At 28.9% G+C, this 26,719-nt stretch carries 32 protein-coding genes and 1 tRNA gene; 15 read left to right on the forward strand and 18 right to left on the reverse strand.

Annotated elements, in window-relative coordinates; translation table 11 throughout:
• Positions 1 to 3: 3 nt before the first annotated feature.
• From ACTTBI_RS06335 to ACTTBI_RS06345, 3 genes are read right to left on the reverse strand one after another with little or no spacing between them, the layout of a single operon-like run.
• Positions 4 to 132, reverse strand: a complete 129-nt coding sequence (locus tag ACTTBI_RS06335) for a DUF2256 domain-containing protein (RefSeq protein WP_440613643.1) — start codon at positions 130 to 132, stop codon at positions 4 to 6.
• A 1-nt stretch (position 133) separates the two neighbouring features.
• Positions 134 to 463, reverse strand: a complete 330-nt coding sequence (locus ACTTBI_RS06340; protein WP_440619124.1) for a hypothetical protein — start codon at positions 461 to 463, stop codon at positions 134 to 136.
• Between the two features lie 5 nt (positions 464 to 468).
• Complete coding sequence (locus ACTTBI_RS06345) at positions 469 to 1,959, reverse strand: cryptochrome/photolyase family protein (protein WP_440653195.1); 1,491 nt, start codon at positions 1,957 to 1,959, stop codon at positions 469 to 471.
• 27 nt (positions 1,960 to 1,986) lie between these two features.
• On the opposite strand from ACTTBI_RS06345, the gene ACTTBI_RS06350 reads away from it, so the two are divergent.
• From ACTTBI_RS06350 to ACTTBI_RS06360, 3 genes are read left to right on the forward strand one after another with little or no spacing between them, the layout of a single operon-like run.
• Positions 1,987 to 2,697: an SDR family NAD(P)-dependent oxidoreductase gene (locus ACTTBI_RS06350; protein ID WP_440653197.1), complete on the forward strand. Its 711-nt coding sequence runs from the start codon at positions 1,987 to 1,989 to the stop codon at positions 2,695 to 2,697.
• Entirely contained in the window at positions 2,672 to 3,763 is a 1,092-nt protein-coding gene (locus ACTTBI_RS06355; protein WP_440653199.1) for a PQQ-dependent sugar dehydrogenase, read from the forward strand. The genes ACTTBI_RS06350 and ACTTBI_RS06355 overlap by 26 nt, the downstream gene beginning before the upstream one ends.
• Before the next feature lie 4 nt (positions 3,764 to 3,767).
• Entirely contained in the window at positions 3,768 to 4,751 is a 984-nt protein-coding gene (locus ACTTBI_RS06360) for an MBL fold metallo-hydrolase (RefSeq protein WP_440653201.1), read from the forward strand.
• On the opposite strand, the gene ACTTBI_RS06365 is transcribed toward ACTTBI_RS06360, so the two are convergent.
• The 8 genes from ACTTBI_RS06365 to hemC form a co-directional block, all read right to left on the reverse strand.
• On the reverse strand, positions 4,752 to 5,543 hold the full coding sequence (locus tag ACTTBI_RS06365; RefSeq protein ID WP_440653203.1) for a TauD/TfdA dioxygenase family protein: 792 nt from the start codon (positions 5,541 to 5,543) through the stop codon (positions 4,752 to 4,754).
• Between the two features lie 8 nt (positions 5,544 to 5,551).
• Complete coding sequence (locus ACTTBI_RS06370; RefSeq protein WP_440653205.1) at positions 5,552 to 5,824, reverse strand: SHOCT domain-containing protein; 273 nt, start codon at positions 5,822 to 5,824, stop codon at positions 5,552 to 5,554.
• A gap of 3 nt (positions 5,825 to 5,827) precedes the next feature.
• On the reverse strand, positions 5,828 to 6,031 hold the full coding sequence (locus tag ACTTBI_RS06375) for a hypothetical protein (protein ID WP_262589965.1): 204 nt from the start codon (positions 6,029 to 6,031) through the stop codon (positions 5,828 to 5,830).
• Positions 6,032 to 6,110: 79 nt separating this feature from the next.
• Positions 6,111 to 6,956, reverse strand: a complete 846-nt coding sequence (gene folD, locus ACTTBI_RS06380; protein ID WP_440635371.1) for a bifunctional methylenetetrahydrofolate dehydrogenase/methenyltetrahydrofolate cyclohydrolase FolD — start codon at positions 6,954 to 6,956, stop codon at positions 6,111 to 6,113.
• An 8-nt stretch (positions 6,957 to 6,964) separates the two neighbouring features.
• Positions 6,965 to 7,255, reverse strand: a complete 291-nt coding sequence (locus tag ACTTBI_RS06385; RefSeq protein WP_440653207.1) for a YggT family protein — start codon at positions 7,253 to 7,255, stop codon at positions 6,965 to 6,967.
• Complete coding sequence (locus tag ACTTBI_RS06390; RefSeq protein ID WP_440653210.1) at positions 7,252 to 8,337, reverse strand: mechanosensitive ion channel family protein; 1,086 nt, start codon at positions 8,335 to 8,337, stop codon at positions 7,252 to 7,254. The genes ACTTBI_RS06385 and ACTTBI_RS06390 overlap by 4 nt, the downstream gene beginning before the upstream one ends.
• Positions 8,338 to 8,339: 2 nt before the next feature.
• A complete protein-coding gene (locus ACTTBI_RS06395; protein ID WP_440653212.1) occupies positions 8,340 to 9,038 on the reverse strand; it encodes a uroporphyrinogen-III synthase in 699 nt (232 codons plus the stop codon).
• 1 nt (position 9,039) lies between these two features.
• Positions 9,040 to 9,957, reverse strand: a complete 918-nt coding sequence (hemC, locus tag ACTTBI_RS06400; protein ID WP_440653214.1) for a hydroxymethylbilane synthase — start codon at positions 9,955 to 9,957, stop codon at positions 9,040 to 9,042.
• Positions 9,958 to 10,012: 55 nt separating this feature from the next.
• Here hemC and tsaD point away from each other — a divergent pair, with 55 nt between their 5' ends.
• The 3 genes from tsaD to acs are packed head-to-tail and all read left to right on the forward strand — an operon-like array spanning position 10,013 to position 13,579.
• Complete coding sequence (gene tsaD / locus ACTTBI_RS06405) at positions 10,013 to 11,086, forward strand: tRNA (adenosine(37)-N6)-threonylcarbamoyltransferase complex transferase subunit TsaD (protein ID WP_440653216.1); 1,074 nt, start codon at positions 10,013 to 10,015, stop codon at positions 11,084 to 11,086.
• A complete protein-coding gene (locus ACTTBI_RS06410) occupies positions 11,086 to 11,499 on the forward strand; it encodes an EVE domain-containing protein (protein WP_440653218.1) in 414 nt (137 codons plus the stop codon). Before tsaD ends, ACTTBI_RS06410 begins: the two co-directional genes overlap by 1 nt.
• 13 nt (positions 11,500 to 11,512) lie before the next feature.
• Positions 11,513 to 13,579, forward strand: a complete 2,067-nt coding sequence (acs, locus tag ACTTBI_RS06415) for an acetate--CoA ligase (RefSeq protein ID WP_440653220.1) — start codon at positions 11,513 to 11,515, stop codon at positions 13,577 to 13,579.
• Here acs and ACTTBI_RS06420 read toward each other — a convergent pair.
• Positions 13,576 to 14,199: an esterase gene (locus ACTTBI_RS06420; RefSeq protein ID WP_440653222.1), complete on the reverse strand. Its 624-nt coding sequence runs from the start codon at positions 14,197 to 14,199 to the stop codon at positions 13,576 to 13,578. The two genes, acs and ACTTBI_RS06420, sit on opposite strands and share 4 nt — an antisense overlap.
• Before the next feature lie 121 nt (positions 14,200 to 14,320).
• Between ACTTBI_RS06420 and ACTTBI_RS06425 the strand changes: the two genes are divergently transcribed.
• From ACTTBI_RS06425 to purH, 6 genes are all read left to right on the forward strand, one after another.
• Complete coding sequence (locus tag ACTTBI_RS06425; protein WP_440613626.1) at positions 14,321 to 14,581, forward strand: DUF4212 domain-containing protein; 261 nt, start codon at positions 14,321 to 14,323, stop codon at positions 14,579 to 14,581.
• Positions 14,581 to 16,395 (forward strand): sodium:solute symporter family protein, encoded by a 1,815-nt coding sequence (locus ACTTBI_RS06430; RefSeq protein WP_440653224.1) that lies wholly within the window; start codon positions 14,581 to 14,583, stop codon positions 16,393 to 16,395. The genes ACTTBI_RS06425 and ACTTBI_RS06430 overlap by 1 nt, the downstream gene beginning before the upstream one ends.
• Before the next feature lie 69 nt (positions 16,396 to 16,464).
• Positions 16,465 to 16,821: a hypothetical protein gene (locus tag ACTTBI_RS06435; protein ID WP_440653226.1), complete on the forward strand. Its 357-nt coding sequence runs from the start codon at positions 16,465 to 16,467 to the stop codon at positions 16,819 to 16,821.
• A 28-nt stretch (positions 16,822 to 16,849) separates the two neighbouring features.
• On the forward strand, positions 16,850 to 17,509 hold the full coding sequence (gene rpe, locus ACTTBI_RS06440) for a ribulose-phosphate 3-epimerase (RefSeq protein ID WP_440653228.1): 660 nt from the start codon (positions 16,850 to 16,852) through the stop codon (positions 17,507 to 17,509).
• A 4-nt stretch (positions 17,510 to 17,513) separates the two neighbouring features.
• On the forward strand, positions 17,514 to 19,139 hold the full coding sequence (locus ACTTBI_RS06445) for a heparinase II/III family protein (RefSeq protein WP_440653230.1): 1,626 nt from the start codon (positions 17,514 to 17,516) through the stop codon (positions 19,137 to 19,139).
• Positions 19,139 to 20,674 (forward strand): bifunctional phosphoribosylaminoimidazolecarboxamide formyltransferase/IMP cyclohydrolase, encoded by a 1,536-nt coding sequence (gene purH / locus ACTTBI_RS06450; RefSeq protein WP_440653232.1) that lies wholly within the window; start codon positions 19,139 to 19,141, stop codon positions 20,672 to 20,674. The genes ACTTBI_RS06445 and purH overlap by 1 nt, the downstream gene beginning before the upstream one ends.
• On the opposite strand, the gene ACTTBI_RS06455 is transcribed toward purH, so the two are convergent.
• Together ACTTBI_RS06455 and ACTTBI_RS06460 are read right to left on the reverse strand one after the other, a co-directional pair.
• A complete protein-coding gene (locus ACTTBI_RS06455) occupies positions 20,664 to 21,011 on the reverse strand; it encodes a 4a-hydroxytetrahydrobiopterin dehydratase (protein WP_440653234.1) in 348 nt (115 codons plus the stop codon). The genes purH and ACTTBI_RS06455 overlap by 11 nt on opposite strands.
• 6 nt (positions 21,012 to 21,017) lie before the next feature.
• Positions 21,018 to 21,092 (reverse strand) — tRNA-Gly (locus ACTTBI_RS06460).
• Positions 21,093 to 21,173: 81 nt separating this feature from the next.
• Between ACTTBI_RS06460 and ACTTBI_RS06465 the strand changes: the two genes are divergently transcribed.
• On the forward strand, positions 21,174 to 21,818 hold the full coding sequence (locus ACTTBI_RS06465) for an LON peptidase substrate-binding domain-containing protein (protein WP_440653235.1): 645 nt from the start codon (positions 21,174 to 21,176) through the stop codon (positions 21,816 to 21,818).
• Here ACTTBI_RS06465 and ACTTBI_RS06470 read toward each other — a convergent pair whose 3' ends face one another.
• Entirely contained in the window at positions 21,819 to 22,895 is a 1,077-nt protein-coding gene (locus ACTTBI_RS06470) for a ubiquinone biosynthesis protein UbiB (RefSeq protein ID WP_440653237.1), read from the reverse strand.
• Positions 22,896 to 22,957: 62 nt separating this feature from the next.
• Between ACTTBI_RS06470 and ACTTBI_RS06475 the strand changes: the two genes are divergently transcribed.
• Both ACTTBI_RS06475 and ACTTBI_RS06480 read left to right on the forward strand, forming a co-directional pair.
• Complete coding sequence (locus tag ACTTBI_RS06475; RefSeq protein ID WP_440653239.1) at positions 22,958 to 25,042, forward strand: DNA translocase FtsK; 2,085 nt, start codon at positions 22,958 to 22,960, stop codon at positions 25,040 to 25,042.
• Complete coding sequence (locus ACTTBI_RS06480; RefSeq protein ID WP_440653241.1) at positions 25,042 to 25,587, forward strand: LolA family protein; 546 nt, start codon at positions 25,042 to 25,044, stop codon at positions 25,585 to 25,587. The genes ACTTBI_RS06475 and ACTTBI_RS06480 overlap by 1 nt, the downstream gene beginning before the upstream one ends.
• Here the strand turns inward: ACTTBI_RS06480 and ACTTBI_RS06485 are convergent.
• From ACTTBI_RS06485 to hisE, 3 genes are read right to left on the reverse strand one after another with little or no spacing between them, the layout of a single operon-like run.
• Positions 25,584 to 26,087 (reverse strand): GNAT family N-acetyltransferase, encoded by a 504-nt coding sequence (locus ACTTBI_RS06485; protein ID WP_440653243.1) that lies wholly within the window; start codon positions 26,085 to 26,087, stop codon positions 25,584 to 25,586. The genes ACTTBI_RS06480 and ACTTBI_RS06485 overlap by 4 nt on opposite strands.
• A complete protein-coding gene (locus tag ACTTBI_RS06490; protein WP_440653245.1) occupies positions 26,084 to 26,449 on the reverse strand; it encodes a histidine triad nucleotide-binding protein in 366 nt (121 codons plus the stop codon). The genes ACTTBI_RS06485 and ACTTBI_RS06490 overlap by 4 nt, the downstream gene beginning before the upstream one ends.
• Positions 26,446 to 26,718 carry a phosphoribosyl-ATP diphosphatase gene (gene hisE / locus ACTTBI_RS06495; protein WP_440653247.1) on the reverse strand — a complete coding sequence of 91 codons (273 nt, stop codon included), beginning with the start codon at positions 26,716 to 26,718 and terminating at the stop codon, positions 26,446 to 26,448. Before hisE ends, ACTTBI_RS06490 begins: the two co-directional genes overlap by 4 nt.
• Position 26,719 lies beyond the last annotated feature (1 nt).

Below are 26,719 nucleotides of genomic sequence, written 5' to 3' on the forward strand. Positions count from 1 at the left end.
TAATTAATTTAGCTTAGAACACTTCTTGGAACAATATTTTACTTTATCCCAATTAAGTTTCCATTTTTTTCGCCACGTAAATGGTCTTTTACATACAGGACATATTTTTGTGGGTAAGTTTTGTTTTTTCAATTTAATATTCTTTAAAATTTTTATTCCAAAGATCTAAAGCTTCATCCCAAGTTGGAATATGATCGCTTTCATAACCATATGTAGAGCCTGTTGCAATTGCTCTAAAGTTTCGCATGGCTTTTAAGTGCTGAGTTCCATTTAAATATTTAACCATTAGTTCTCTATCTTTCCAAGCTGTTAAAGTATGTTGGTATCCGTTAAATGGCTTTGTTTCACAAAATATATTTCCTTCGGCTTTTTGTGCTGCCTTAAAAGACGGGATTGCTAACAACCAAAATCTTAATTTTGAAAAAAAATTTTTTGGCTTTAAGCCAGTAATGGCAATATACATAAAATTTAGTTTGTATTTTCTTTAATAAATTTATCTGCTTCGGATAAAATTAATTTTTTTCTATCAGGTTTCATTTTATCAAAGATACGGACCATCATTGAAAGACGAGGATTTTTTAAAAAAAATTTTCTGTTTCGGTCTATGAATCTCCAATAAAGACCATCCATGGTGTTACACCAATCTCCTTTCTTAAAGTCCATCATTTTCATAAAATATGCAGATCCACATATATATGGCTTAGTCGCGAAAATCCCTCCGTCACTAAACAATCCCATTCCATATACATTGGGAACCATTACCCAATCTGATGAGTCTACAAACATCTCCATAAACCACTTATAAACAATTGTGGGCTTTATCTCACAAAGGTTCATGATGTTGGATAAGATCATTAATCTTTCAATGTGATGTGACCAGCCATAATTGACTGCATTTTTAATTGCATAATCTAAAGGTGGAAGACCAGTTGAACCCTCATACCATGAACTTCTCATTTTTCTATTCTGTTTAAAAAAATTTCCAGTTTCCATTTCTTGTGAGTAGGACTGGTAAATTCCACGGATAAATTCCCTCCAACCAATTACCTGACGTATATAACCTTCTAAAGAATTCATTCTAATTTTATTTTTTTTATGAAAATCTAAAATTTTTTGGATAACAAATTCAGGTGTGATTATACCTAAATTTATGTAAGGACTTAAAGCGCTATGAAAAAGAACATTATCTTTTTGATCAACAGCATCCTCATAATCACCAAATAGATTAGATTTTTCTTTTATAAAAAAGTTTAAAAGTTTAACTACATCATCATATTCAGTAGCAAACCAAAAATTCTCTGTACTCCCTGGATGATTTTTAAATTCCTTCTCAATAATAGGCTTCAATTTTTTTGTGTGACTAGTTTCATTAATTTTTGGAAATTTAGGAATTGATATATCTTTTGGTAATTTATTTCTGTTATCTTCATCAAAACTCCATTTACCTCCGATTGGATTACCATCTGACCCCATCAATATTCCAGATTTTTTTCTAACATCCTTGTAGAAAGTTGCCATAAAAGGTTTTTTTGATTTTGATAAATAATTTTTAAAATCTTCTCTAGAATTTAAAAACATTGGTGTTTGAATTACATTCCAATTAATTTTTTCTTTTTTTAAAAATTGAGAAATTTTTTTTTCAAAAAATTTATCCTCTACTTCGAAACTAGAAATTTCTTTTATTTTTTTTTGAGTAATAATTTTTTTTAACTTTTTTAAATAATCATCATGAAACTCTTTGTCTTCAATTTTGACATAGTCTAATTTAAATTTATTTTTATTTAACTCATCAGCATAAGATCGCATTGATGATAAAAATAATAAAATTTTTTGTTTATGATGCTTTTCATAGGTGCATAAACCCTTATCTTCAGCCATAAAAAATAGATGGTCTTTTTTGAAGCGGTCAATGTATTTTGTTGGAAATAATTGATTGCCAAGTATAAAAAATAACTTCATATTTAAATATAACTAATAAAAATTTTTATGTCAGAAAAATATCTTATTTTTGGTGCAACTGGCTCGATTGGATCTAGTTTAGCAGAACAATTAAAAAATTCAGGAAATGATATTCATTTAGTTGCAAGAAATGAAAGTGAACTTGCTCCAATTGTAGAAAAGCTTGGGTGCTCACATACTATCGTAGATGTTCTTGAAGAAGGTTTTGTAGAAAAAGTTAAATCAGATATTTCTGAAATCAAAGGATTGGCCTACTGTGTAGGATCTATAGACTTAAAGCCACTTAGAATGATTAATGAACAAGATTTTCAAAAATGCATGAAACTTAATCTTTATTCTGCTGTAGAGGCTATCAAGGGATATCAAGAAAGTTTAAAAAAAAATAAAGGTTCAATTGTAATGTTTTCAACTGTTGCCGCACAAAGAGGTTTCACCAATCATGCAATTATAGCTTCAGCAAAGGCAGCTGTTGAAGGTCTGACTGTTTCTTTAGCTGCAGAATTTGCTCCAAACATAAGAGTAAATTGTGTGGCACCAAGCTTAACAAAATCTAAAATTGCTGAACCAATGTTAAAAAATGCTGCTTTAGTAGAAGGTATTGCAAAAGCGCATCCATTAAAAAGATTAGGGGAAGGAAAAGATTCAGCATCACTTGCTAAATTTTTACTTACAGAAGATAGTTCTTGGATCACTGGTCAAGTTATAGCTGTAGATGGCGGTAGATCTAAACTTTCATAAAGTGAAAAAATTTATTTTTATATTTTTTTTTATTTTAATTTCTGCAACAGCAAATTCTAAAAATTATAATTTTGAAAAATTAGGGTCTTTTAGTGAACCATGGGGTTCAAGTTTCATCAATAGTGAAGAATTAATTGTTACAGAAAAAGGTGGCAAAATTAAAATAATAAACATTGTTTCAAAAAATATTTCAGAAGTTGAACATAATTTAAACTATTTTGTTCATGGTCAAGGTGGTCTTTTAGATATTATTCATAAAGATAAAAAATTATGGATTTCATATTCAGAAAATAGAGGAGACTGGAAAACCAGTACCTCAATTGCAAAAGCAGATTTAAATAAGAATTCTTTAAATTTTAAAAATATATTTCAAGCAAATCCACCAATTGAGTCTGGATATCATTTTGGATCGAGACTTGCTATCAAGGAAAATTACTTATTTGCTTCTGCAGGTGAAAGAGGCTTGAATATGATTGCTCAAGATCCAACTCAACATCCGGGCAGTATTATTAGAATTAATTTAGATGGAAGTATTCCAAAAGATAACCCTAAGTTTGAAGGTAAGCCAGATTGGCTTCCAGAGATATACCAGATAGGAGTTAGAAATCCTCAGGGTTTAACTTTTTCAGAATTTGATGGAAAAATTTATATGAGCAATCATGGAGCAAGAGGTGGTGATTGGTTTGGAGAGGCAAAGAAAGGAGAAAATTATGGTTGGAAAATTTTAGGATGGGGAGGAACAAATTATTCTGGAACTAAAATTGGTCCAAAATGGAAAACAGGATTTACAAAAGCCATCCAATATTGGGTTCCATCAATCGCTGCAAGTGCTATTACAATCTATAAAGGTAAAGAGTTTGAAGAATGGAATGGTCATGCATTAATTACTTCTCTTAAAGATAAATCTTTAAGAAAATTAATATTTTCAAACACATCTAAAATCAAAGAGGAAATTATTTTTAAGGATAAAATTGGGAGAATTAGAGACATACAAGTTCACCCAGTTGATGGGAAAATTTACTTTTTAGCTGGAGATGATTTGTGGCTAATGGAAAAAAAAAATTAATAAAATGAAAGAAAAACCTTATCACCACTTATCAGATGGAACTTTTCGAAATCCTAAGGGTTCACCTGTTGTAATATCTAGATCAGGGAAATTTTCTTATAGAACTTTCAGTAAACTAAGAAAAAAAATTAGTCTTAATTTTCCAAATGAGCATGTTGTCAAAAAAGAAAAAGTTAAATCTGATTTAGAAAAATACAAAAATGATGATTACGTTGCCTGGATTGGGCACGCTACTTATTTAATTAAATTAGGTAATACAACAATTATTACAGATCCTGTTTTTTCAAAAAATGCAGGTCCGTTGATATTTGGACCAAAGAGATTTACTAAACCTGCATTAGATCTTAACGAAATTCCAAAAATAGATTTATTTTTGTTAACTCACAATCATTATGATCATCAAGACATGTCAACTATCAGAAATTTTCCATACAAGGATGCAAAAGTATTAGTTCCACTTAACCTTGGAAAATATTTTAAGAATTATGAAGATGTAAATGAAATGGATTGGTATGATCACAAAAATATAAATAGTGATTTAAAAATAACCTTACTACCAGCAGTTCATTGGTCAAAAAGAAGTCTAACAGACACAAATAAAACTTTGTGGGGGAATTTTTTAATTGAATATAAAAATAGAAAAATTTTATTTGCTTGTGATACTGGTTATGGAAACATCTATAAAGAACTTGGAGAAAAATATGGTCCGATAGATCTTACTATAATCAACATTGGAGCATATAATTTTAAACCAATGTTTGACAAAACTATTTACCACACAACTCCAGAAGAAGCTTTAAATGTAGCAAAAGATCTTAAAAGCAAAAAAGTATTAGGAATGCATTGGGGGACTTTTGTTTTATCTTTAGAGCCAATTATGGAACCACCAATTCGATTTAAAGATAATGCAGAAAATTATGGATTTAAAAGAGAAGATGCAATTACATTTAATATTGGTGAGGTAAAATCCTTAAACGAATTATTATAACTACAATATAGTTATTCTATGCATAATTCTATTGCCTTTAAAAGGGGTAGCTTGGTGGAGCATGGATCTATTATCCCAAATAGCTAACTGGTCTTTTTCCCATTCTAATGAATATTGAAACTTTTTTTTAACTTGGTGCTTAAATAATTGTTTTTTAACTTTTTCAGAATTTTTTAAATTTGGAGAAAATCCTACAAGATGTCCGGGACTGCAATAAATCGTATTTTTAGAGTTTATCTTTTTTATAATTTTATGAATAGATTTTAATTCATCAATCTTTCTACCCTTCTCTTTTACTCTTTCTCTTGTAGTAACTGAAATTGGTCCTTCAGAAGAGTACCTTCCCTTCACTTTGAGTAATTTATTTTTTATTGATTTAGGCAAATAATCATAAGCTAAGTATTGAGAGGAAAATTCAGTGTTTGCTCTACCCTTCTTAGGAACCAGTTTAGAATAAAGCATTGTAAATCTAGGCGGTTTTTTTGTGTAAATTGAGTCTGTGTGAAACTGTTCTCCAAAACTAGGTCCCTTATCTGTTGCTTTCCTTTGAACGACAGTAATTTGTTTATATTTCTTACTTAATCCTTTTAGTCTTGGATATTTTGCTAATTTACCAAAATGTTTAGCAAACGCTATATAATCTGATGAACTTAATTTTTGTCTTCTAAAAAAAATCATACCATAAAGTTCGAGTGCTTTAAAAAAAAATTTAAAATCTTTTTTAGAAATTTTTTTAACGTGACCAGTAATCTCTGCCCCAATATTTTTTTTATTGGGAATTATATTAAACATATCTAAATTTAATTATTCAGTAATTTACTTTTAGCTTTCTCAAACTCTTCTTGGGTAAGAGCTCCATTTCTATACAACTCATTTAATTTAGAAATTTCAGAACTTAGATTGTTACTATTTGAAGGTCTAATCACTGTTTCTGAATCTGATTCTGTTTCCTCGGATTTAATAGGTCGATTATCAACTTTAGCCTTAAAACCTTTCATTATTGCGGAACCACCTAGGTAAAAAACAAATCCTAGAATTGGAATTGCTAAAGCAAAAAAAATAATTTTTTCCATTAATTAATCCTCATCCTCATCTCTCCAACCTTTTTCATACATTAAATATCCAGCCAAGATAACAGAAAAAACTCCAGCAATCATTCCAAAATCAAATCCAACTTGTTTGTTATATAAATACCAACCTAATTGGGTAGCTCCAATTGGAACTGCAGTTAATAAAATCATTATTATTGCAATTCTGTATTCGTATTTAGGTTTTTTCATCAAAACCAGCTTATCAAATACAACAGTAATTAAATCAGTTTAAATATCCTTGAGACAATTAAACTTAGATAAAAAGTCTTTATTTTTGTGATCTTTTAAAACACTCAATTGTGTTTTTTAATAAACAAGCGATAGTCATTGGTCCCACACCACCTGGAACTGGGGTTAAAGCTTTTGCATTTTTTGAAACATCTTCAAAATCAACATCTCCAACAATACCTTTATCAGTTTTATTGATACCAACATCAATTACTATTGCATCTTTCTTTACCCAATCTCCTTTTACAAGCTCAGGTATTCCAACTGCTGCAACAATTATATCAGCTTCTAAACATTCAGCTTTTAGATCTTTAGTTTTTGAATGAGTAATTGTTACAGTACAATTTTCTTTCAAGAGTAGTTGGGTCATTGGTTTTCCATTTAAATTTGATCTACCAACTACAACTGCTTTTTTTCCACTTAAATTTGGTTCAATTTTTTTAATTAACAAGTAACAGCCAAGAGGTGTACAAGGAACTGAACTTTCATAACCCGATGAAAGATTTCCTACATTCATTGGGTGAAAACCATCTACATCTTTGGAAGGATCAATGGCCTCAATTACTTTTTGCTTATCTATATGTTTTGGTAACGGCAATTGAACTAAAATTCCTGAAACTGTTTCATCTTTATTTAATTCTTCAATTTTTTCTAAAACAGTTTTTTCTTCAACACTATCTGGATATTTAATTACTTCTGATTTTAACCCTACTTCGTTTGCTGATTTTTCTTTATTACGAACATAAATTTGGCTTGGAGTAAGATCTCCAATTAATATCACCGTTAAACCTGGGACTTTATTATATTTAGATTTAAGTCCTGATACTTCTTGTTTTAATTCTTCTCTTAATTCAGCTGCAGCTTTTTTTCCGTCAATTAAAATCATTTTACTTTCTAAAATATAATTGGTGCAATGTAGAGCTTCATACACATTTCAATAAACCAAATCAATAGAAGAAGAATGATTGGTGAAATATCTAGTGAACCTAAATTGGGCAAAAAACGTCTAATTTTATTAAGTATTGGCTCAGTTAATTTGTAAGTAAGCTCTAAAATTGAGTAAATAAATCTATTTTGAGTATTTAAAACATTAAATGCTATCAACCAGCTTATAACTACATTTGCTATTACAACATATGAATACAGTTTTAAAATCTGTAACACTAAATAAAAAATTGCTATCATTTTTTCTCAACATAAATTGACTGACTTGGAAAAGCAAAAGAGGCCTTATTTTTTTCTACAATCTGCTTAATTTCAATTGCCAATCTCTCTTTAACTTCTAGTGAATTACTCCAACTATTTGAATTCGTAAAACATCTTACCAATAAATCTATTGAACTATCAGAAAACTTCTCAATTCTAACTGCAACCCCAGTTGATTGATTAAAATCATCACTGTTGTTTATATAACTTTCAATTTCCTCTCTGATTTTTTTTAATTGATCAATTGTAGAGTTGTACTGCAATGTAATGATCCATCTAATTCTCCAATTAGATGTTTCGCTAACATTAACCACAGCATTTTCTGCAAATTGAAAATTAGGAATAATTGCTAGAGATTTATCAAACTTTCTTATTGTTGTTGATCTAAAACCAATTTTTTCAACTGTGCCTTCAATAATCCCATCTACTGCAATCCAATCTCCAATTTTAAATCTTTTTTCAACTAGTACTAAAATTCCAGAAATTAAATTTTTAAATAAATCTTGAGCTCCAAGCGCGACGGCAACTCCAAACAAACCAAGACCAGCAATAATTGGTCCTATCTTAATACCCCATAGTTCTAGTACTGCAGCTAATCCTAAAATAAATATTAAAATCTTAAGTGATTTAATTATCCAACCAATAAGTTCTCTAGTTAAAAGTTTATCTAGTCCACTTAAGATATATGAAATGGGTTCTATAATTTGATGAATAACCCAAAAAATTAATATCGTAATTAATGTTCTATTAATTGTATCAACTACTTCTCTACCCTCTGTGGAAAAAGTCATGTAGTAACTTGCAATAAAGAAACCTAATACAATTGGTAAAAATCTAGCTGGACCAATTAATGACTGAACAAAAGTATCATCTAATTTGTTTGTTGTTCTTTTTGAGATAATTTCTAATTTTTTTATAATTAATTTACTAATTAACCCTCTAAAGACTAAAAAAAGTAAGAATATCCCCATTCCAATTAAAATTTGAAAAATATCGACACCAAGTATTCCTTTATTCCAAACAGATAAAAATATTTCAGAAAAATTATTTATTAATTCCATACCTAAATTTTATATAACAAAAACTCTTCTTCTCCAGGATTAAAAAGAAATATCTTTTTCCATTTGATTTCATTCAATATTGACGAGGTTTTTTCACCTATGCACATCAAGTTTGTATTCATCCAAAGGTTTTCTGTTTGATAGATTTTTATAAAATTTAAGAAACTAGAGGCACTATTTTGAGAATAAACATAAACAATATCTGGTATATTCTGCTTTAATTCGTTAACAAAATTTTCATCAAAATTTTCAGTATGATTTACTTTATAATTAATAATACGTTTAACAGCATACCCTTCTTTTAATAATTGTTGGTCTAAATCAGTTGTTATAATCTCACCACTTATATAAAGAAGTGGAGTTTCTTTTAATTCATAATTTTGAAAAATTAGTTCTTTAAGATTTGAAACATTTCCTTCTGCAGCAATTGTATTTTGAAATCCCAAACTTCTAGCTTTTTTTTCTGTAGCACTACCAACACAAAAACAAATTAATTTTTTATCTAAATCTTCTACATTTAAATTTTTTACAGCATTAGAACTTGTAAAAATTAAACCACCATAATCACCAGAGTTAATTTCTTCATGTTGAACTTTTTGAATATTTATTAATGGCAGGTGAGAAACTTTATGATCTAAAGATTGAAACTTAACTATCATTTCTGAACAATCTTCTATGGGTCTAGTTAACAAAATATGCATTTTACTTTTTATATGAATTATTTGATTTAATTTTTAAAATGTTGCCAACTTCTGTTCCAATTTCTTTAAACATATTAATACTACCAGATTTTTTTTCATAAAATATTTGGGAACCGTCTAATGAGAATAGTTCAGCTTCAACTGTAATTTTATCTCGTTCTATAATTGAATGAGCACCTATTGCAGTTTCGCAGTCACCTTCCAATACCTTTAAAATGTTTCTCTCTATGTGAGCTCTCATATAAGTATCTTTATGATTTATTTTTTCCAAAACTTTTATAATTTCATCATCATCATCTCTACACTGTAAAGCAATAATACCTTGGCCTGCACTTGGAATAATTTGATCAGTCGAAAAAATTTCAGAAATTTCATTATCTAAATTTAAATATTTTATACCCGCATAAGATAAAACTATTGCATCATAAATGCCTTCTCTTAGCTTTTTGATTCTGGTATCTACATTTCCTCTTATTAATTTACAGTTTAAATCTGATCTTATTTTTTTAATTTGAAATTCCCTTCTATAAGATGAGGTTCCTACTGTTGCATTTTGTTTTAATTCCTTAATATTTTTGTTGTCATTTGTTATTAAAATTTCTCTTGGATCTGTCCTTTGTAAAAATGAATTAGTTCTAAGTCCTTCAGTTTCAATGGCTGGCATATCTTTTAATGCATGTACCGCTATATCAATTTTTTTTTCTTTCAGTTCTTTTTCAATCGTACTAGAAAATAAACCCTTACCACCAACCTCTGACAATCTTCGATCCTGAATTTGATCACCTTTTGTAGTTATTGTTTGAACGACAATCTGATCATCTTGTAATTCTAAAACTTCAATAATTTTATCTTTAGCTTTTTGCGCATAAAGCAAAGCCAATTTACTTCCTCTTGAGCCTATTATAATTTTTCTATTCATTAAAAATTTATTTCTTACTTGTATTGAGATTGTACAATTATTAAAAACTATTTGAATGAGTAAAAAACCCTTAATTCTTGGAATAGAGACTAGCTGTGATGAAACTGCAGCATCTATAATAACTGAAAATGACAAAGGAATTCCAACAGTTTTATCCAATATTGTTTCTAGTCAGGTTGATGTTCACAAAGAATTTGGGGGAGTAGTTCCCGAACTAGCCGCAAGATCACATATAGAAAAAATAGACTGGATTGTTGAGAAAGCAATCTCAGATAGTGGAAAAAAAATTGAAGAAATTGATGCTGTTGCTTCAACTGCTGGGCCAGGTTTAATTGTTTGTTTGTCGGTTGGTTTAAGTTTTGGAAAAGCTTTTGCAAGCGCAATCAATAAACCTTTTATAGCAGTTAACCATCTCGAGGGCCATGCATTAAGTCCTAAGTTAAATTCCCATTTAAATTATCCCTATCTATTATTATTAATTTCAGGAGGTCACTCACAATATTTAAGTGTTCAAGGTCTTGGAAAATATAAAAGATTAGGAACAACTATTGATGACGCATTAGGTGAAGCATTTGATAAAACAGCTAAACTTTTAGGGATTGAATTTCCTGGTGGACCACAAATCGAAATTTTGGCAAAAAAAGGAGATCCTGAGAAATATGATTTACCCAAACCAATTTTTAATAAAGGTGGATGCAATTTATCTTTTGCAGGATTAAAAACTGCAATTTTAAAAATTGCAAAATCTATAAAAACAGAACAAGAAAAATTTGATTTAGCAGCTTCTTTTCAAAAAACTGTTGAAGAAATTCTTAATAAAAAAACAAAGATAGCATTTGAAGAATTTGAAAAAGAAAATAAATTAAAAGAAAAAGTTTTTGTAGTTGCTGGGGGAGTTGCTGCTAACAAAAAAATTAGATCTATGTTAATTAATTTATGTGAAGCTAATAACTATAAAAGTATATTTCCACCAATAGAACTTTGTGGAGATAATGCTGCAATGATTGCAATGGTAGGTCTAGAAAAATACAAATTAAATGAATTTAATACTTTGGATTATCCAGCTAAACCAAGATGGCCTTTAGATGAAAAAGCTGCATTTTTAAAAGGTGCAGGAGTGCAACTGTAATGAACTATTGGTTATTAAAATCTGAACCAGATGTTTGGTCAATTGATCAACAAATTAAGGCTGGAAAAAAAGGAGCACCTTGGGATGGTGTTAGAAATTATCAAGCAGCAAACAATCTAAAAAGTATGAAGAAGGGTGATCTATGTTTTTTTTATCACTCTAATATTGGCAAAGAAGTGGTTGGGATAGTAAAAGTAATTAAAGAACACTATTTAGATAAAACTGATAAGAATGGAAGATTTGTTGCAGTAACAGTCCAATTTAAAAGTAAGTTCTCTAAACCAGTGACCCTTGAAAATATCAAAAAAAATAAGGATTTAAGGGATTTAGCGCTTATTAAACAAAGTAGACTTTCAGTAATGCCAATCGATGATAAAAGCTGGAAAATTATAAATAACATGAGTAAAATTTAAGAAAAAAAAATCCATGCCAAAAAAAAAGAAAAAAGCTAAATCTAAAAAAAAAACTAAAGTAAGAAAGAAAACTGCAGTTAAGAAAAAAACTAAAGTTAAAAGAAAAAAATCAAAAAAAATTTTAAAACAAAATGAAAAACCTGCTCCTGAATTAGTTATAAAAACTAAACCTGAGTGGATCAAAAGTAGTTTAGCTAACAAAAGTAAATACGAGCAAAAATATTCTCAATCTATAAAAAATAACGACGAATTTTGGAAAAAAGAGGGAAAAAGAATTACTTGGATTAAACCTTATAAAAAAATTAAAGACGTTAAATACAGTTCTAAGGAAGTAAAAATTAAATGGTTTGAAGATGGAACGCTAAATGCATCTGCAAACTGTATCGATAGACATCTAAAAGATAAAAAAGATAAAACAGCAATAATTTGGGTTGGTGATGATCCAAAAGATAGTCAAAAAATTACCTACAAACAACTTCATCAAAAAGTTTCTAAAGCAGCAAATGGTTTAAAAAAATTAGGCATTAAAAAGGGAGATCGGGTTACAATTTATCTTACAATGATACCTGAGCTTGCTATTTTAATGTTAGCATGTGTTAGAATTGGTGCAGTCCACTCAATTATTTTTGGAGGTTTTTCTGCAGACTCTATTTCTGGAAGAGTTAATGATTGTGAGTCAGAATATATAATTACAGCAGATGAAGGTGTTAGGGGTGGAAAAACTATTCCATTAAAAGAAACAACTGATGAAGCATTAGAGAGCTGTCCTAATGTGAAAAAATGTATTGTTGTTAAACGTACAGGAAATTCAATTAGTTGGAATTATGATAGAGATGTTTGGTATCATGATTTAATTAAAGATGTTCCTTCTCAGTGTGAGCCTGAGGAAATGAACGCAGAAGATCCTTTATTTATTTTATACACATCAGGTTCAACTGGAAAACCAAAGGGAGTTTTACACACAACAGGTGGATACATGGTGTATGCATCAATGACTCATCAATATATTTTTAATTACAAACCAAAAGATATTTATTGGTGTACTGCTGATATTGGTTGGGTGACAGGTCACAGTTATATTATCTATGGTCCCCTTTCTAACGGTGCAACAACTATAATGTTTGAAGGAATACCAAACTATCCTGATAGCTCTAGATGGTGGCAAATAGTCGACAAATACAAAGTAAATACTTTTTATACTGCGCCCACTGCAATCAGAGCTCTAATGAGAGAAGGTGATAAGCCTGTCAAAAAAACATCTAGAAAATCTTTAAAATTACTTGGAACTGTTGGTGAACCAATAAATCCAGAGGCATGGATGTGGTATTACAAAACAGTTGGAAATTCTAAGTGCCCGATTGTAGATACTTGGTGGCAGACAGAAACAGGAGGGATATTAATTGCACCTCAAACAGGTGCTATTCCTTTAAAACCTGGCTCTGCAACAAAACCATTTTATGGAATTAAGCCTATGTTGGTTGATAAATCAGGCAAAGAGATAAAAGGACCTGGAGAAGGAAGACTTTGTATAGCACAATCATGGCCTGGACAAATGAGAACAGTATATGGGGATCATCAAAGATTTATTGATACTTATTTTTCTCAGTTTGATGGCAAATATTTTACTGGTGACGGATGTCGAAGAGATAAAGACGGATACTACTGGATTACAGGTCGGGTAGATGATGTAATTATTGTATCAGGACACAACTTGGGTACTGCTGAAATTGAAAGTGCATTTGTAGCTCATCCAAAGGTAGCAGAAGCAGCTGTCGTAGGTTACCCACATGATATTAAAGGTAATGGACTATATTGTTACGTAACATTAAATGCTGGCGAAAGAGAAACTGGCGAACTCGAAAGAGATCTAAAACTTTGGGTTAGAAAACAAATTGGTCCACTTGCAACTCCTGATTTAATTCATTTCACTCCAGGACTTCCAAAAACAAGATCTGGGAAAATTATGAGAAGAATTTTAAGAAAAATAGCTGCAAACGAACATGGTCAATTAGGAGACACTACTACATTAGCAGACCCTAGTGTTGTAGATAGTTTGGTTGAAAACAGAAAAAATATTTAAAACTGTATTCTGTCTTTAAATTCTTTTTTAATAACATCCCATTTTAAAATAACAGAATTTAAAACTATTTTTCGATCAAGAGTTTTTAATTCATCTGCTATTGGTGCCCATTTGTACATTGCCAATGCACTTGGATTGAAAGGACGATCATTATGATACTTCTCCCAATCAATTTTAATTAATCTTTCATCAAATTCTTTTTTTGCTTCTTCGATGATATTCAAAGGCATACCATTTGTTGTTTCATCATCTAAAATTTTTAAAAAAATTTCCTTAGCTTTATCTATTTCATTAAAATTAGAATGAACTTTTAAATATGAAAAAGTGAAAAATGTTAAATCTTGAAGAGCAACAGAATAAATATTCCATTTAGCTTCATTGACAGACTTCATAAATTCATCATTATCAAAATGAAGAACATATCTTGTCCCCATTCTAGTTTTTAAGTAACTATAAAGTGTAACTTGAGATACCCAGGCAGATTTTGTTTGGATAAACTCCTCTAACTCATCTAAAGTTTTAATTTTTTTTTTAGGAATAAAAGCTTTAAACAATGAAAAAAAATAAACTTTGAAATCGCTCAAAGATAAATCTTTCCAACTTAATTTTTTTTTATCCATAAAAAGTTAATTTTATTGAAAATATTAGAAAAAATTAACCTAATACGTCTAATTTTACACTTTTATTCTCTTTTATAATGGTTAATGTTTTATCAGTTATAACTAAAAAAGAGAGGTATACATGGCGAAAAACGCTCAACACTGGGAAAAAACCAGAGGCTTGTTGTTTGTAACACTTGCAATCTGGGCTGTATTCTCAATGGGTATATTCCTTTTCGGAGCTGAAATGAACGAAGTTACTGGACCTTTTGGGTATCCATTAACTTACTGGTTCACATGTCAAGGTTCTCTTGCAATATTTGTAATCCTTATTTTCTGGTTTGCAGGTAGACAAGAAAAAATTGATGAAGAGTTCGGCTTTAGTGAAAAAGGAGACGACTAATGATTAAGGGTAATTTTATAGATAACTTGCCTAAAGTTTATGGAATCTACACAGGTGGATTTATAGGTTTCATAATCTTAATGGCGATTGGTGAGCAGATGGGTATGTCTGCAAAAGCAATAGGTATTTGCTTTGTAGGTTTTACCATTTTCATCTACGCAGCAATTGGTTGGCTATCTCGAACAGCCCAAGCAAGTAACTATTACGTAGCTGGAAGAACGGTTCCAACTGTGTTCAACGGAATGGCAACAGCAGCCGACTGGATGTCTGGAGCTTCATTCGTTGCTATGGCAGGTGGTATTTACTTCAAAGGTTATGGATATATGGCTTTGCTTGTAGGTTGGACAGGTGGTTATGTGTTGGTTGCAACTTTATTAGCACCATACTTAAGAAAATTTGGTTGTTACACAGTTCCAGATTTCGTAGGTACTAGATACGGTGGTAATACTGCAAGATTGATGGCGGTTATCGTTTTAACTGTTGCATCATTCACATATGTGACTGCACAAATTAACGCTACAGGTACTATTGCAGCTGTTGCTTTAGATATCCCATTCCAATACGCAGTATATGTTGGACTAGTAAGTATTTTACTATGTTCAATGCTTGGTGGTATGAGAGGGGTAACTTGGACACAGGTTGCACAATACATTGTGCTAATTATAGCTTACCTACTTCCAGTATTCTGGATCAGTAACAACATTGGTGCGGGTTTCTTCCCACACTTTATGTTAGCTGATGAAGTTGCTAGAATTGGTGAGTTAGAGCAACAGTATGGGTTTGTTAAAAACTCTGCTGCTGATTTAGCTACAGTACCTAAAGGGTTAGCTGGTATTACTAAGGCTCACTCTGAAGTTAACGCAACACCTTGGGCTTTCATCTCATTAGCATTAGCAATGATGATGGGAACAGCTTCATTACCTCACGTAATGATGAGGTTCTTTACTACTCCAAGTGTAAAAGCAGCTAGAAAATCAGTAGGTTGGTCAGTATTCTTTATCTTCCTACTATATTCTTCTGCACCAATGTTAGCGACACTATCTAAACTTGCTTTGATTGATCCAAACTTACCAACAGGTATTATTGGTAAATCAATTGCAGAAGTTCAAGCAATCGATTGGTATCAAAACTGGAACCAAGCAAATCTGATGTTTGTAAGCGACTTTAACGGAAATGGAACTGTTGAATTAAACGAGTTCTTCATGGGTGGTAAAGCCGTTGTATTAGCAACACCAGAAATTGCTGGATTACCATATGTAATCTCAGGTCTAGTTGCTGCTGGAGGTTTGGCAGCTGCGATGTCAACTGCAGATGGTTTGATTCTTGCAATCGCAAATGCAATCTCGCATGACGTTTACTACAAAATGGTAGACCCTAAAGCTGAGACTGCTAAAAGACTTGTTGTTGCAAGGGTATTACTTGTAGTAATTGGTTTTGCAGGAGCAACTATTGCAGCAATGGAGATCCAAGGTATCTTAGGTTCAGTAATCTGGGCTTTTGACTTTGCGATGTCTGGATTGTTCTGGCCACTTGTACTTGGTGTATGGTGGAAGAGAGCTAATAAAGAAGGTGCTATAGCTGGTATGGTCTTAGGATTAGTTTCTGGTTTCGTGTATCTAGTTTGGGTACGAAGTGGTGGAAGCGGATTCTTAGGCATTACTCAGTTAACATTTGGTATCTTCGGATCTACTGTTAGCTTAGTAGCTATGGTTGTTGTAAGTTTAATGACTTCAGCACCGAGCGCTGCAACACAAAAAATGGTTGATGATTCTAGGGTACCTGCGGGTGCATCTGTAATCGGCGGCCAAAAATAAATAATCTTTTTAAGGGGCGATTAATTTCGCCCCTTTTATTTCTTTTTAAGATCAAATATAAATTCCTTAATGTCTGCTAACTTTCATCCTTTAGTTTATGTAATTGACTATATCCTTGGAATTATAATGTGGACTTTAGTTGGAAGAGTAGCAATGAATATCTTTCAAAGAGAAGACTCAAATTTTTTTTTTATGAAAGCTTTTGTAAAATTTACCAATCCCTTACTAAGAATTTTTAAATCTGTTACTCCTTCTTTCATAATTCAACCATTGGTACCTCTTTATGTGGCTTGGTTCTTTTTCATGATTAGATTTTATTTGATGCCTTGGATCTTGGGATATTCAGTTATGGGAATGTTATCCTTCCCTCTTGAAAGTGAAATTTCTAGGCAGATTTATCAATTTTTTAATTCAATTAAATTTTAAAAATTGATACTAGTAAGTTTAGATATCAATGAAAAATATACAAATATCTCCATCAATTTTATCAGCTGATTTTAGCCAATTAGGTACTGAAATAAAAAGACTTGAGGAAGGCGGAGCTGATATGATTCATGTAGATGTAATGGATGGACACTTTGTTCCAAACTTAACAATCGGTCCTCCAGTAATTAAAGCTCTCAGAAAACATTGTTCATTAAAATTTGACGTTCATTTAATGATTTCTCCAGTGCATAAATACATAGAAGCTTATGCTGATGCGGGTGCAGATATAATTACTGTGCATCCTGAAGCAACTGATAATTTAGAAAACTCAATAAATAAAATAAAAGATCTAAAAAAAAAGGTAGGAGTTTCTCTCAATCCTGAAACAAGTATAGATTTAATTAAAAATCTTTTAGATAAAATTGATTTAGTTTTAATAATGAGTGTAAATCCTGGATTTGGTGGACAAATATTCATGCCAGAAGTTTTAGAAAAAATTAAAGAATTAAATAAAATTAGAGAAATAGAAAAACTTAACTTTGATATTGAAATAGACGGTGGGATAAATTTTGATAATTGTAAAATAGCAATTGAAGCTGGTGCTAATATTCTTGTATCTGGTACAACAGTTTTTAAAAGCAATAATGGAGATATTAAAAAAAATATTAATTTATTAAAAACAAAATAAGTTAATGCAATCTCAAAATTCTCTAAATCTTTATAATGAAATATTTTTTAAATTAAAATCTTCATTTAAAAAATTATATAAAAATTCAAATTTTTATGAAAAGCGAATTTCAAAAACCTTCGATAACAATTTTGAATACAAACCAAGTCCTCATCTTTTATCTTCAATTATAAAGTATCAGAAAAAAAAATATAAAATTGAAGATTTTGCTACTGAAACTATCTGGAAAAACGATATTTCTTCTAAAGACTTTAAAAAACTAAATAATTTTTTTTGGTTTTTTAGTTTGGATTTAAAATCATCTAAAAAAACCACGCAATCAATTATTCTTAATTGGAATAATAAAAATGAAAAATTTGATGAAAATATCTGGGAATTCAATATTACTGCAAAAAGAATTATTGCTTGGCTTTCCAATCATCAGTTAACTTATGAAGATAGTAATGAAGAATATAGATTATTTTTTAATCATATGGTTCAGAAACAAACCAACCATTTATTAAATGAGATCAAAAATTTAGATGAAACAGAGGAAAAACTGATTGGTTGTGCTGCAATAATTTTAACAGGTTTAGCATATAAAGATGAGAAAAATTATTTAGACAGTGGTTTAAACATACTAAAAAATTTAATCAAAAACTCTCTTGATAAACAAGGTTTTCCCAAATCAAGAAATATACAAAATTTAGTTTTTTATCTTAAATATCTCATCATTATTAGAGAGTGGTTTAAAGAATCACAAAATCCAATTCCAGAATATATTGATGAAACTATATATTATTTAGGATCCAGTTATGCTTTTATATGGCAAAACATAAAACAAGATATATTTTTTAATGGAAATTATTCATCTAATTATCATGAATTTGACCACTATTTAAAACGATTTGGATATACTTTTAAAAATCAAATCAATGAGTTGGCTGGATATACAATATTACAAAATAAAAAGTTTATCCTAGCAGCTGATGTTGGTTCAAATCCTGAAAAAATATATACCAAAAATTATCAGGCAGGTGCCTTGTCTTTTGAAATTTTTTCTAATGGTAAAAAATTAATTTCAAATTCTGGATATTATCCAGATACAAAAAACAGACTGAATAAATTTTCCAAAAGTACTGCTTTACACAGCACACTTTCAATTGAAGATTATTCTTCATGTGATTTTATTAAAGCTGGTGATAATTTTTTGATACAAAAAGATTTAAAAATTGGAAATAAAAATATAGTTTTTGAGAAGAATTATTGGAAAATTTCAGCTAGTCATAATGGTTACTTCAAAAAGTTTAAATTAGATCATCATAGAGAAATAGAATTCTATCCTGAACAATTTAAATTTATTGGTCATGATAAAATAGTAAGAAAAGATCCTGATAAACAAATTAAATTTGATATTAGATTTCATCTTCATCCCAACTCTAAAGTTATGAAAACACAAAATAATAAGTTTATATTAATACAATTAGAAGATGAAGGTTGGCAATTTAGTTGTGATAACTATGATATAAATATTGATAATGGTTTATATTTCGGTAATAAAAATTCATATCAAGAAAACCAAAATATATTTATTTCAGGCATGAATAATGAAAATGAACAAATAATTAGATGGGAAATAAATAAAATATAATGAAAAAAATAAAGACAGCTCTTATTTCTGTATCAGATAAAAATAATTTAAAACCAATTTTAGAAATTTTAAAAAAATATCAAATCAAAATTATTAGTTCTGGTGGTACATATAAAGAAATAAAAAAATTAAAATTTAATTGTTTAGAAGTATCTGATTTTACAGATTCTCCTGAAATTTTAGAGGGAAGAGTTAAAACCTTACATCCAAAAATACACGCAGGAATCCTTAATAAAAGGAATAATAAAACACATTTAAATGACTTAAAAAAAAACAATTTTGAAAATATTGATCTAGTAATTGTAAATTTTTATCCTTTTGAAAAAACTTTAGAAACTATAAATAATCATAAAAAAATAATTGAAAATATAGATGTGGGGGGTCCCACAATGGTTAGATCTGCTGCTAAAAATTATAATGATGTAACTGTAATTACTTCTTCAGATCAATATCAAGAATTAATTAATGAGATGAATAAAAATAACGGAGCTACATCATTAAATTTCAGAGAAAAACTATCAAGAACAGCTTTTACAGAAACTGCTTACTATGACTCTATAATTTCAAGTTATTTTAATAAAAAGACAAATATACACTTGCCAGATAAAAAAGTTTTTTCTGCAAATTTAATTGAAAAACTTAGGTATGGAGAAAATCCACATCAATTTAGTGGGTACTATTCAAAAAATCTAAAAACTAATTTAAATCAAATTCATGGAAAACAACTAAGTTATAATAATTATAACGATATATTTGCTGCCTTGACTATTTCAAAATCATTACCAAAAAATAAAGGTACTGTAATTGTAAAACATGCAAACCCTTGTGGTGTATCAATAAATTCAAATCCTATAGATAGCTATAAATCTGCATTAGCATGTGATCCCATAAGTGCTTTTGGGGGAATTGTTTCTTGTAATTTTAAAATAAAGAAAAATCTTGCAGTTGAGCTCAATAAACTTTTTTTAGAAGTAATTATTGCTAATGGTTTTGATAATGATGCTCTAAAAATACTTAAAAATAAAAAAAATTTACGTGTAATTGATGCAACAAATTATTCACTTAGTGAAATTACAAAATTCAATTCATCAAATGAAGCAATATTGATTCAATCTGAAGATTTAAAAATATTCAAAAATAAAGATTTTAAAGTTGTATCTAAAAGAAAACCAAACCCTAAGATGCTTAGAAATCTAATTTTTGCATTCAATGTTTGTAGATATGTCAAATCAAACGCAATTGTTCTTGCAAAAGATGAGTCAATTGTTGGTATTGGATCAGGTCAACCGAGTAGATTAGATAGCTGCGAGATAGCAATTAATAAAATGAGAAAATTTAATTTATTTGGAGATAATTTGGTTGCAGCATCTGATGCTTTCTTTCCATTTGTGGATGGAATTGAAAAATTAGTTCAATCAGGAGTTCAAGCTGTAATACAGCCTTCTGGATCAATTAGAGATAAAGAAATCATTAAATTTGCAAACGAAACAGATACAATTCTAGTCTTTTCTAAGACAAGACATTTCAGGCATTAGTAGCTCTGTCTATCTTAGCAGCTAAAATAAAATCATTTTCGGAAAGACCTTTGATGGCATGTGTAGTAATTTTAATTTCTGCATAACCCCAACCAAAACTTATATCTGGATGATGACCCTCTTCCTCAGAAATTTTACCAACTTCATTAACAAAATTTTGACTTTTTAAAAAGTTTTCAAATTTAAATTTTTTAAATAGAAAAAATATTTTATTTTCATCTTCTGTGATATCCCAACCATCAACTTTCTTCTGATATTTATGAATTTCAGATACATCAAAAGGAAGAACTCCTCCTTCACAAGGCAAACATTTTTTAGTTAAAAGATCATCACTCATAAAATTTGGAGCGGGCAAAGGGGGTCGAACCCTCGACCTTCTCGTTGGCAACGAGACGCTCTACCACTGAGCTATGCCCGCTTAAAAAAACATTATAACTAAACACTTTTTTTAATTCAATCAATACTAATTTACATTTTCTATGTTATATTTAATTTTATTATGAAAAAAGAAGATCTACCAATTAATATTCCAGTATTTCCATTAAGTAATTTTATCATTTTTCCAAAAACTACAGTCCCATTAAATATATTTGAACCTCGTTATATTGATATGATTAACGATAGTATGAAATCAAATAAAATAATAGGGATGATACAACCTCAATCATCTAGCTATCAAAAAGTTCAACCTGAGCTTCATAAAGTGGGTTGTATTGGTAAAATAACTAGTTTTAGAGAAACAGATGATGGTAGGTATTTAATAGAATTAAAAGGTGTCATAAGATTTAAATCTGTCAAAGAATTAGAGACTGTAACTAAATATAGAATTTTGCACGTAGATTATAATGATTATATTCAAGATTTAGATAATAAAAAAGAGGATCTTAAATTTTCAGATTTAGAGTTAATCTTCAAAGACCTAAAATCTTTATTTGAAAAAAAAGGTTTTATCATTAATTGGAAAGCACTAGAAAAACAAAGTTTAGATGAAACAATAAACGCCTTAGCTATGGCCTCACCTTTTTCTCTTGAAGAAAAACAAGTTTTGTTAGAAGCTCAAAATTTAGATATTAGAAAAAATAAAATTGCTGAGATATTAAAAACATATACTCACGATATCTATGAAAATAACACTATTCAATAATCAATAATTCAAACCAGTATCTGCCATTTTTTTTAGCATGTTGTTTATAGTATTTTTGTTTCCTATATATTTTAAAGAATTTAAGAGAAAGTTATTCTTAGCCTTACTATCATAGTTAAAAAATTCGTAAATAAAATCAATTCCATTTGAAAAAATATAATTTCTATGTTTTGTATTTTTTTCAAATTCTTGATTAACAGAGCTATTTAATTGTAATCCAAGATCTATTTTATTTTGAATTATCTCTAATAATATTTTTATATCTCTAATCGTCATATTAAAACCTTGTCCAGCTAAGGGGTGTATTTTGTGAGTTAATTCGCCAAAAGCTAGTATATTTTTATGATAATAATTTCTTAAACTTGCAGAGAATAATTCAAATGAAGATATTTTTTTAATTTTTTTTATTTTATATTTTGGATTATGTAAGTTTATGAGCTCTATTAAATTTTCTTTTTTAATTTTAGCAGTATTTTTTATAGAATAAACAACAGAAGTTTCTTTATCAGAGATAGGTAAAAATGCCAAAGGTCCAATCTTTGTAAATACTTGTCTTGAAATTTTATTATCAATTTTCTCATGTTCTAGTATTAAAGTGTAAGCTAAGCTTCTGTATTTTTTGATAATTTTTTTACTAAAAAATTTTTTTGCAATTAAATTTGTAAAATTTAAATTTATTGAGAGATTATATTTATTCTGAATATTTTCTAAATTTATTTTATTTTGTATTTTAAAAAATTTATTTTTTTTGAGACTTTTTTCTAAAATATTATAAAGATCAAAACTTCTAACCATTGAAAAAAGTTCTTGATTATTATTTTGAAACTCCAATAATTTTTCTTTATTTAGTTTGTCAGAAAGAATTTCTATTTTATTTAATTTCCAAATTATTTTATCAATATTGACAATATGGTTATTAAAATATTCAACATTGCTTTTTGTAATACCTATAGTCCTAGATTGATCTATTATTTTTTTTTTTTTATCTCTTAAAATATCTACATGTATATTCTTATTAACTAAAGCTTTGGCTAAAGCTAAACTAGTTAGTCCACTTCCTATTATACAAATCCTCATATTATTTTTAATTTTAACAACAAAAATTAGATGATACAAAGTGGTATAATTGATTTGTATAAATGGACATTAAAAAAACAGCTAATTTATTACTTAATTTTACTTTAAAGCGATTAGCAGAAATATCTGGTATAGTAATTTTCTCTGCTGGTATTCTTTTATTTATTGCACTTTTTTCTTATTCACCTGAAGACCCTAACTTTATTTTTCCCAAAGATACTAAGATTAAAAATTTATTAGGTTTTCAGGGAAGTTTTATTTCCGATCTATTTTTTCAATCTTTTGGATTTATTGCTTATCTAATTTCTTTCACATACATAATTACTGGAATTAATATATTTCGATTAAAAGAATTTTTTTTAATCATTGAAAATACATTTATAGCAATATTATATACTATAATTGGAACGTTATTTCTAAACCATTTTTATTCTGATGCTTTTACACTTTACATAAATGGAAATGGAGGTTTTGTTGGAGACTATTTTGGACAAACTTTTTTAAACACAATAATTCTTACAAATGAAACATTAATTTATTATATTCTAATTATACTGATAATTACTTTATTTTTATTAAGTGTAAATTTTCACCCTATTAAATTTTATAATTTTTTAATAAAAATTCTCAAATTTTTTAATAAAAAAGAAAATAAATCTTATACTGATAAAAGTGAACTTATAAGCGAATATATTCCTCAAGAGGAAATCAAAAACTTAATACAAGAAGACTTACCATTTATTAAAGCAGAGAATAAATCAAACTCTAAAAATAAATTTCAATTACCAAAAATAGAATTGTTAAAAGTTCCAACCAAGAAAGAAAGAGAAAACTCAGATAAAAATGAGGCAAATGATCCTAAATTTTTAGAAAAAATTCTAATGGACTTTGGAGTTAAGGGAGAAATTCAAAAAGTAAGTCATGGACCAGTTGTAACACTAAATGAATTTGAGCCAGCTGCTGGAGTAAAAGTTTCTAAAATTATAAATTTATCAGATGATATCGCTAGAAATACTAGCTCTGAATCTGCTAGAATTTCAACTATACCAGGCAGCAATACTGTAGGAATTGAATTACCAAATAATTCAAGAGAAAACGTTTATCTTAGTGAGATTCTAAATAACTCAGATTTTAAAAAGAAAGAAATAAAATTACCAATAGCACTTGGAAAAAATATTTCTGGAAAACCTATTGTAGGAGATCTATCTTCTATGCCACATTTGCTGATTGCTGGTACTACAGGTTCAGGAAAATCAGTTTGCATCAATACAATTATTTTATCACTTCTTTACCGTCACACTCCTGAAAGATGTAAGTTTATATTAATTGATCCTAAAATGCTTGAGCTTTCAACATATGAAGGCATACCACACTTACTTTGCCCTGTAATAACTGAAGCTAAAAAAGCTGCATCAGTTCTTGGTTGGGTAGTAAAAGAAATGGAGAGTAGATACAGGTTGATGACAAAAGAAGGAGTTAGAAATATTGATGGTTACAATGCCAAGCATAAACTTCCAATGCCCTACATAGTAGTGGTGGTAGATGAAATGTCAGATTTAATGTTAGTGGCAGGAAAAGAGATAGAAAACTATATTCAAAAGTTATCTCAAATGGCTAGAGCTGCTGGGATTCATATTATTATGGCTACACAAAGACCTAGTGTTGACGTAATAACAGGTACAATTAAAGCTAATTTTCCAACAAGAATATCTTTTCAAGTAACTTCAAAAATAGATAGTAGAACAATTCTTGGTGAACAAGGAGCAGAACAGTTATTAGGAAAAGGTGATATGCTTTATATGTCATCTGCTAACCGAATAGTAAGAATTCATGCTCCATTTGTCTCAGATAATGAAATAGAGAAAATAAACAATTTTTTAAGATCTCAAGCTGAACCAGACTATATTGATGAAATCTTGAATTTTGCAGATGAGAAAGAGTTAGGATCAAATACAGATCAAGGAGATAAAGATGAATTATATCAACAAGCTGTTGAAATAATTAGATCTGAAGGAAAAGCCTCTACCTCATTTTTACAAAGAAAACTTCAAATTGGGTACAATAGAGCTGCACGAATAATTGACATGATGGAAGCTGATGGAATTGTTAGCAAAGCAAATCATGTGGGTAAAAGAGAAGTTCTTTGATGTTGAGATTGTTGCTATTGGTTTGTCTAATTAGTTTATCTAGTGAAGTAAATGCAAACAATAAAAGTCAAATAATTGATAAATTAAAAGATACTTTAAATTTAAATTTTGATTTTGAACAAAATATAAATGGGAAAATTGAGTTTGGAAACTGTACAATTCAATATCCAAAAAAGATGTTTTGTAAGTATGATCAAAAAAACAAAGTTATAGTTTCAAATGGAAAATCTTTAGTTATAAAATCTACTTCAAGCTATTACAGGTATCCATTGGATAAAACACCATTAAATTTTATTTTAGATAAAAATTTCTTATTAAAAAAAATAGCCGAATTAAACGAAGAAATTATTAATAATTCTCTGGTCAAGTTTACAATAAATGAAAATAATCAATCAATAGAGATTTTTTTTGATATAAATAATTATAATTTAATTGGCTGGCAAACTAAGGATGTTTATCAAAATACTGCTGTGACACTTCTTTATTCAGTTAAATCAAATCAAATTGTTGACGAAAAAATATTTAAAACTCCTCTTCAAAATTAAATTTTAACAATTTCTGATTTAAATATTTTCATACCTCTAGCTAGATAATTATTTAGTGCATTTTTATGATCTAAAGAACATGTATGAAGCCAAACTCTATCTACATTTTCTTTGAATGATTTTTTAATAGCATCTGATAACAAAAATGATCCTAATTTTTTATTTTGATATTCTTCTAATATTCCAAAATATGCTATTTCTACTTCTTTCTTTTCGGAATGAATAATTAATTCAAAAAAACCAACTAAATCTTTTTTATTTTTTAATACAAATGTTTTAACATTTTTGTTGGATACGTATTTGATCCACTGCTCTTCTGTCCATATTAATCTATCAATCCATTTATGTTTTTTACCTATATTTTTATAAAAAAATTTATTTAACTGAAAATCAGTAGGTTCAATCAAGTTAACTTTATAATCTTCTGAAGGTTGTTCGCCCTCTTTTAAATCATGAAGTGAGTTTATTTCTAGATAATTTCTTTTAACTTCTTCTGTCACTCGACCATTTTTCCAACACGTTCACCACCAAATAAATGAAAATGCAAATGAGGGACCTCTTGACCACCATGTTCACTAATATTAGCTAGTGCCCTATAACCTTGACCTACTTCTGTTGAAATTCCTAGCTTTTTTGCAACTATATTAATACCTTTCAAAAAACCCACCATCTCTTTTGATGATGCATTCATACTAAAATCATCAAGATCTATATATTTTCCCTTAGGAATTACTAAAGCATGAACTTTCTTTTGTGGATTGATATCATGAAACGATAAAACATAATCATCTTCATAAATTTTATTGCAAGGTATTTCCCCACGTAAAATTTTAGCAAAAATATTATTGTCATCGTAACTCATTTTTTCCTTTTTTCTAATTCTTCCATTACTTCTTCAATTTTCACATCATTAGCTTCTAAATACATTAGCAAGTGATAAAAGACATCAGCTGCTTCATGAATTTTGTTTGAATTTTCTTCTATAGCTTGAATTAATTCATCAATTTCTTCTAAGACCTTTGCTTTGCTTAGAGATTTGTCTGAAAGTAATTTGTTTGTATAAGAACCTTCAACTGGGTTAGTTTTTCTCTCTCTTGCAAGTTTGATTAAATTTTCTAATGTATTAAGCATA

It is taken from the genome of Candidatus Pelagibacter sp. HIMB1542 (assembly GCF_052047835.1).
GTDB lineage: Bacteria > Pseudomonadota > Alphaproteobacteria > Pelagibacterales > Pelagibacteraceae > Pelagibacter.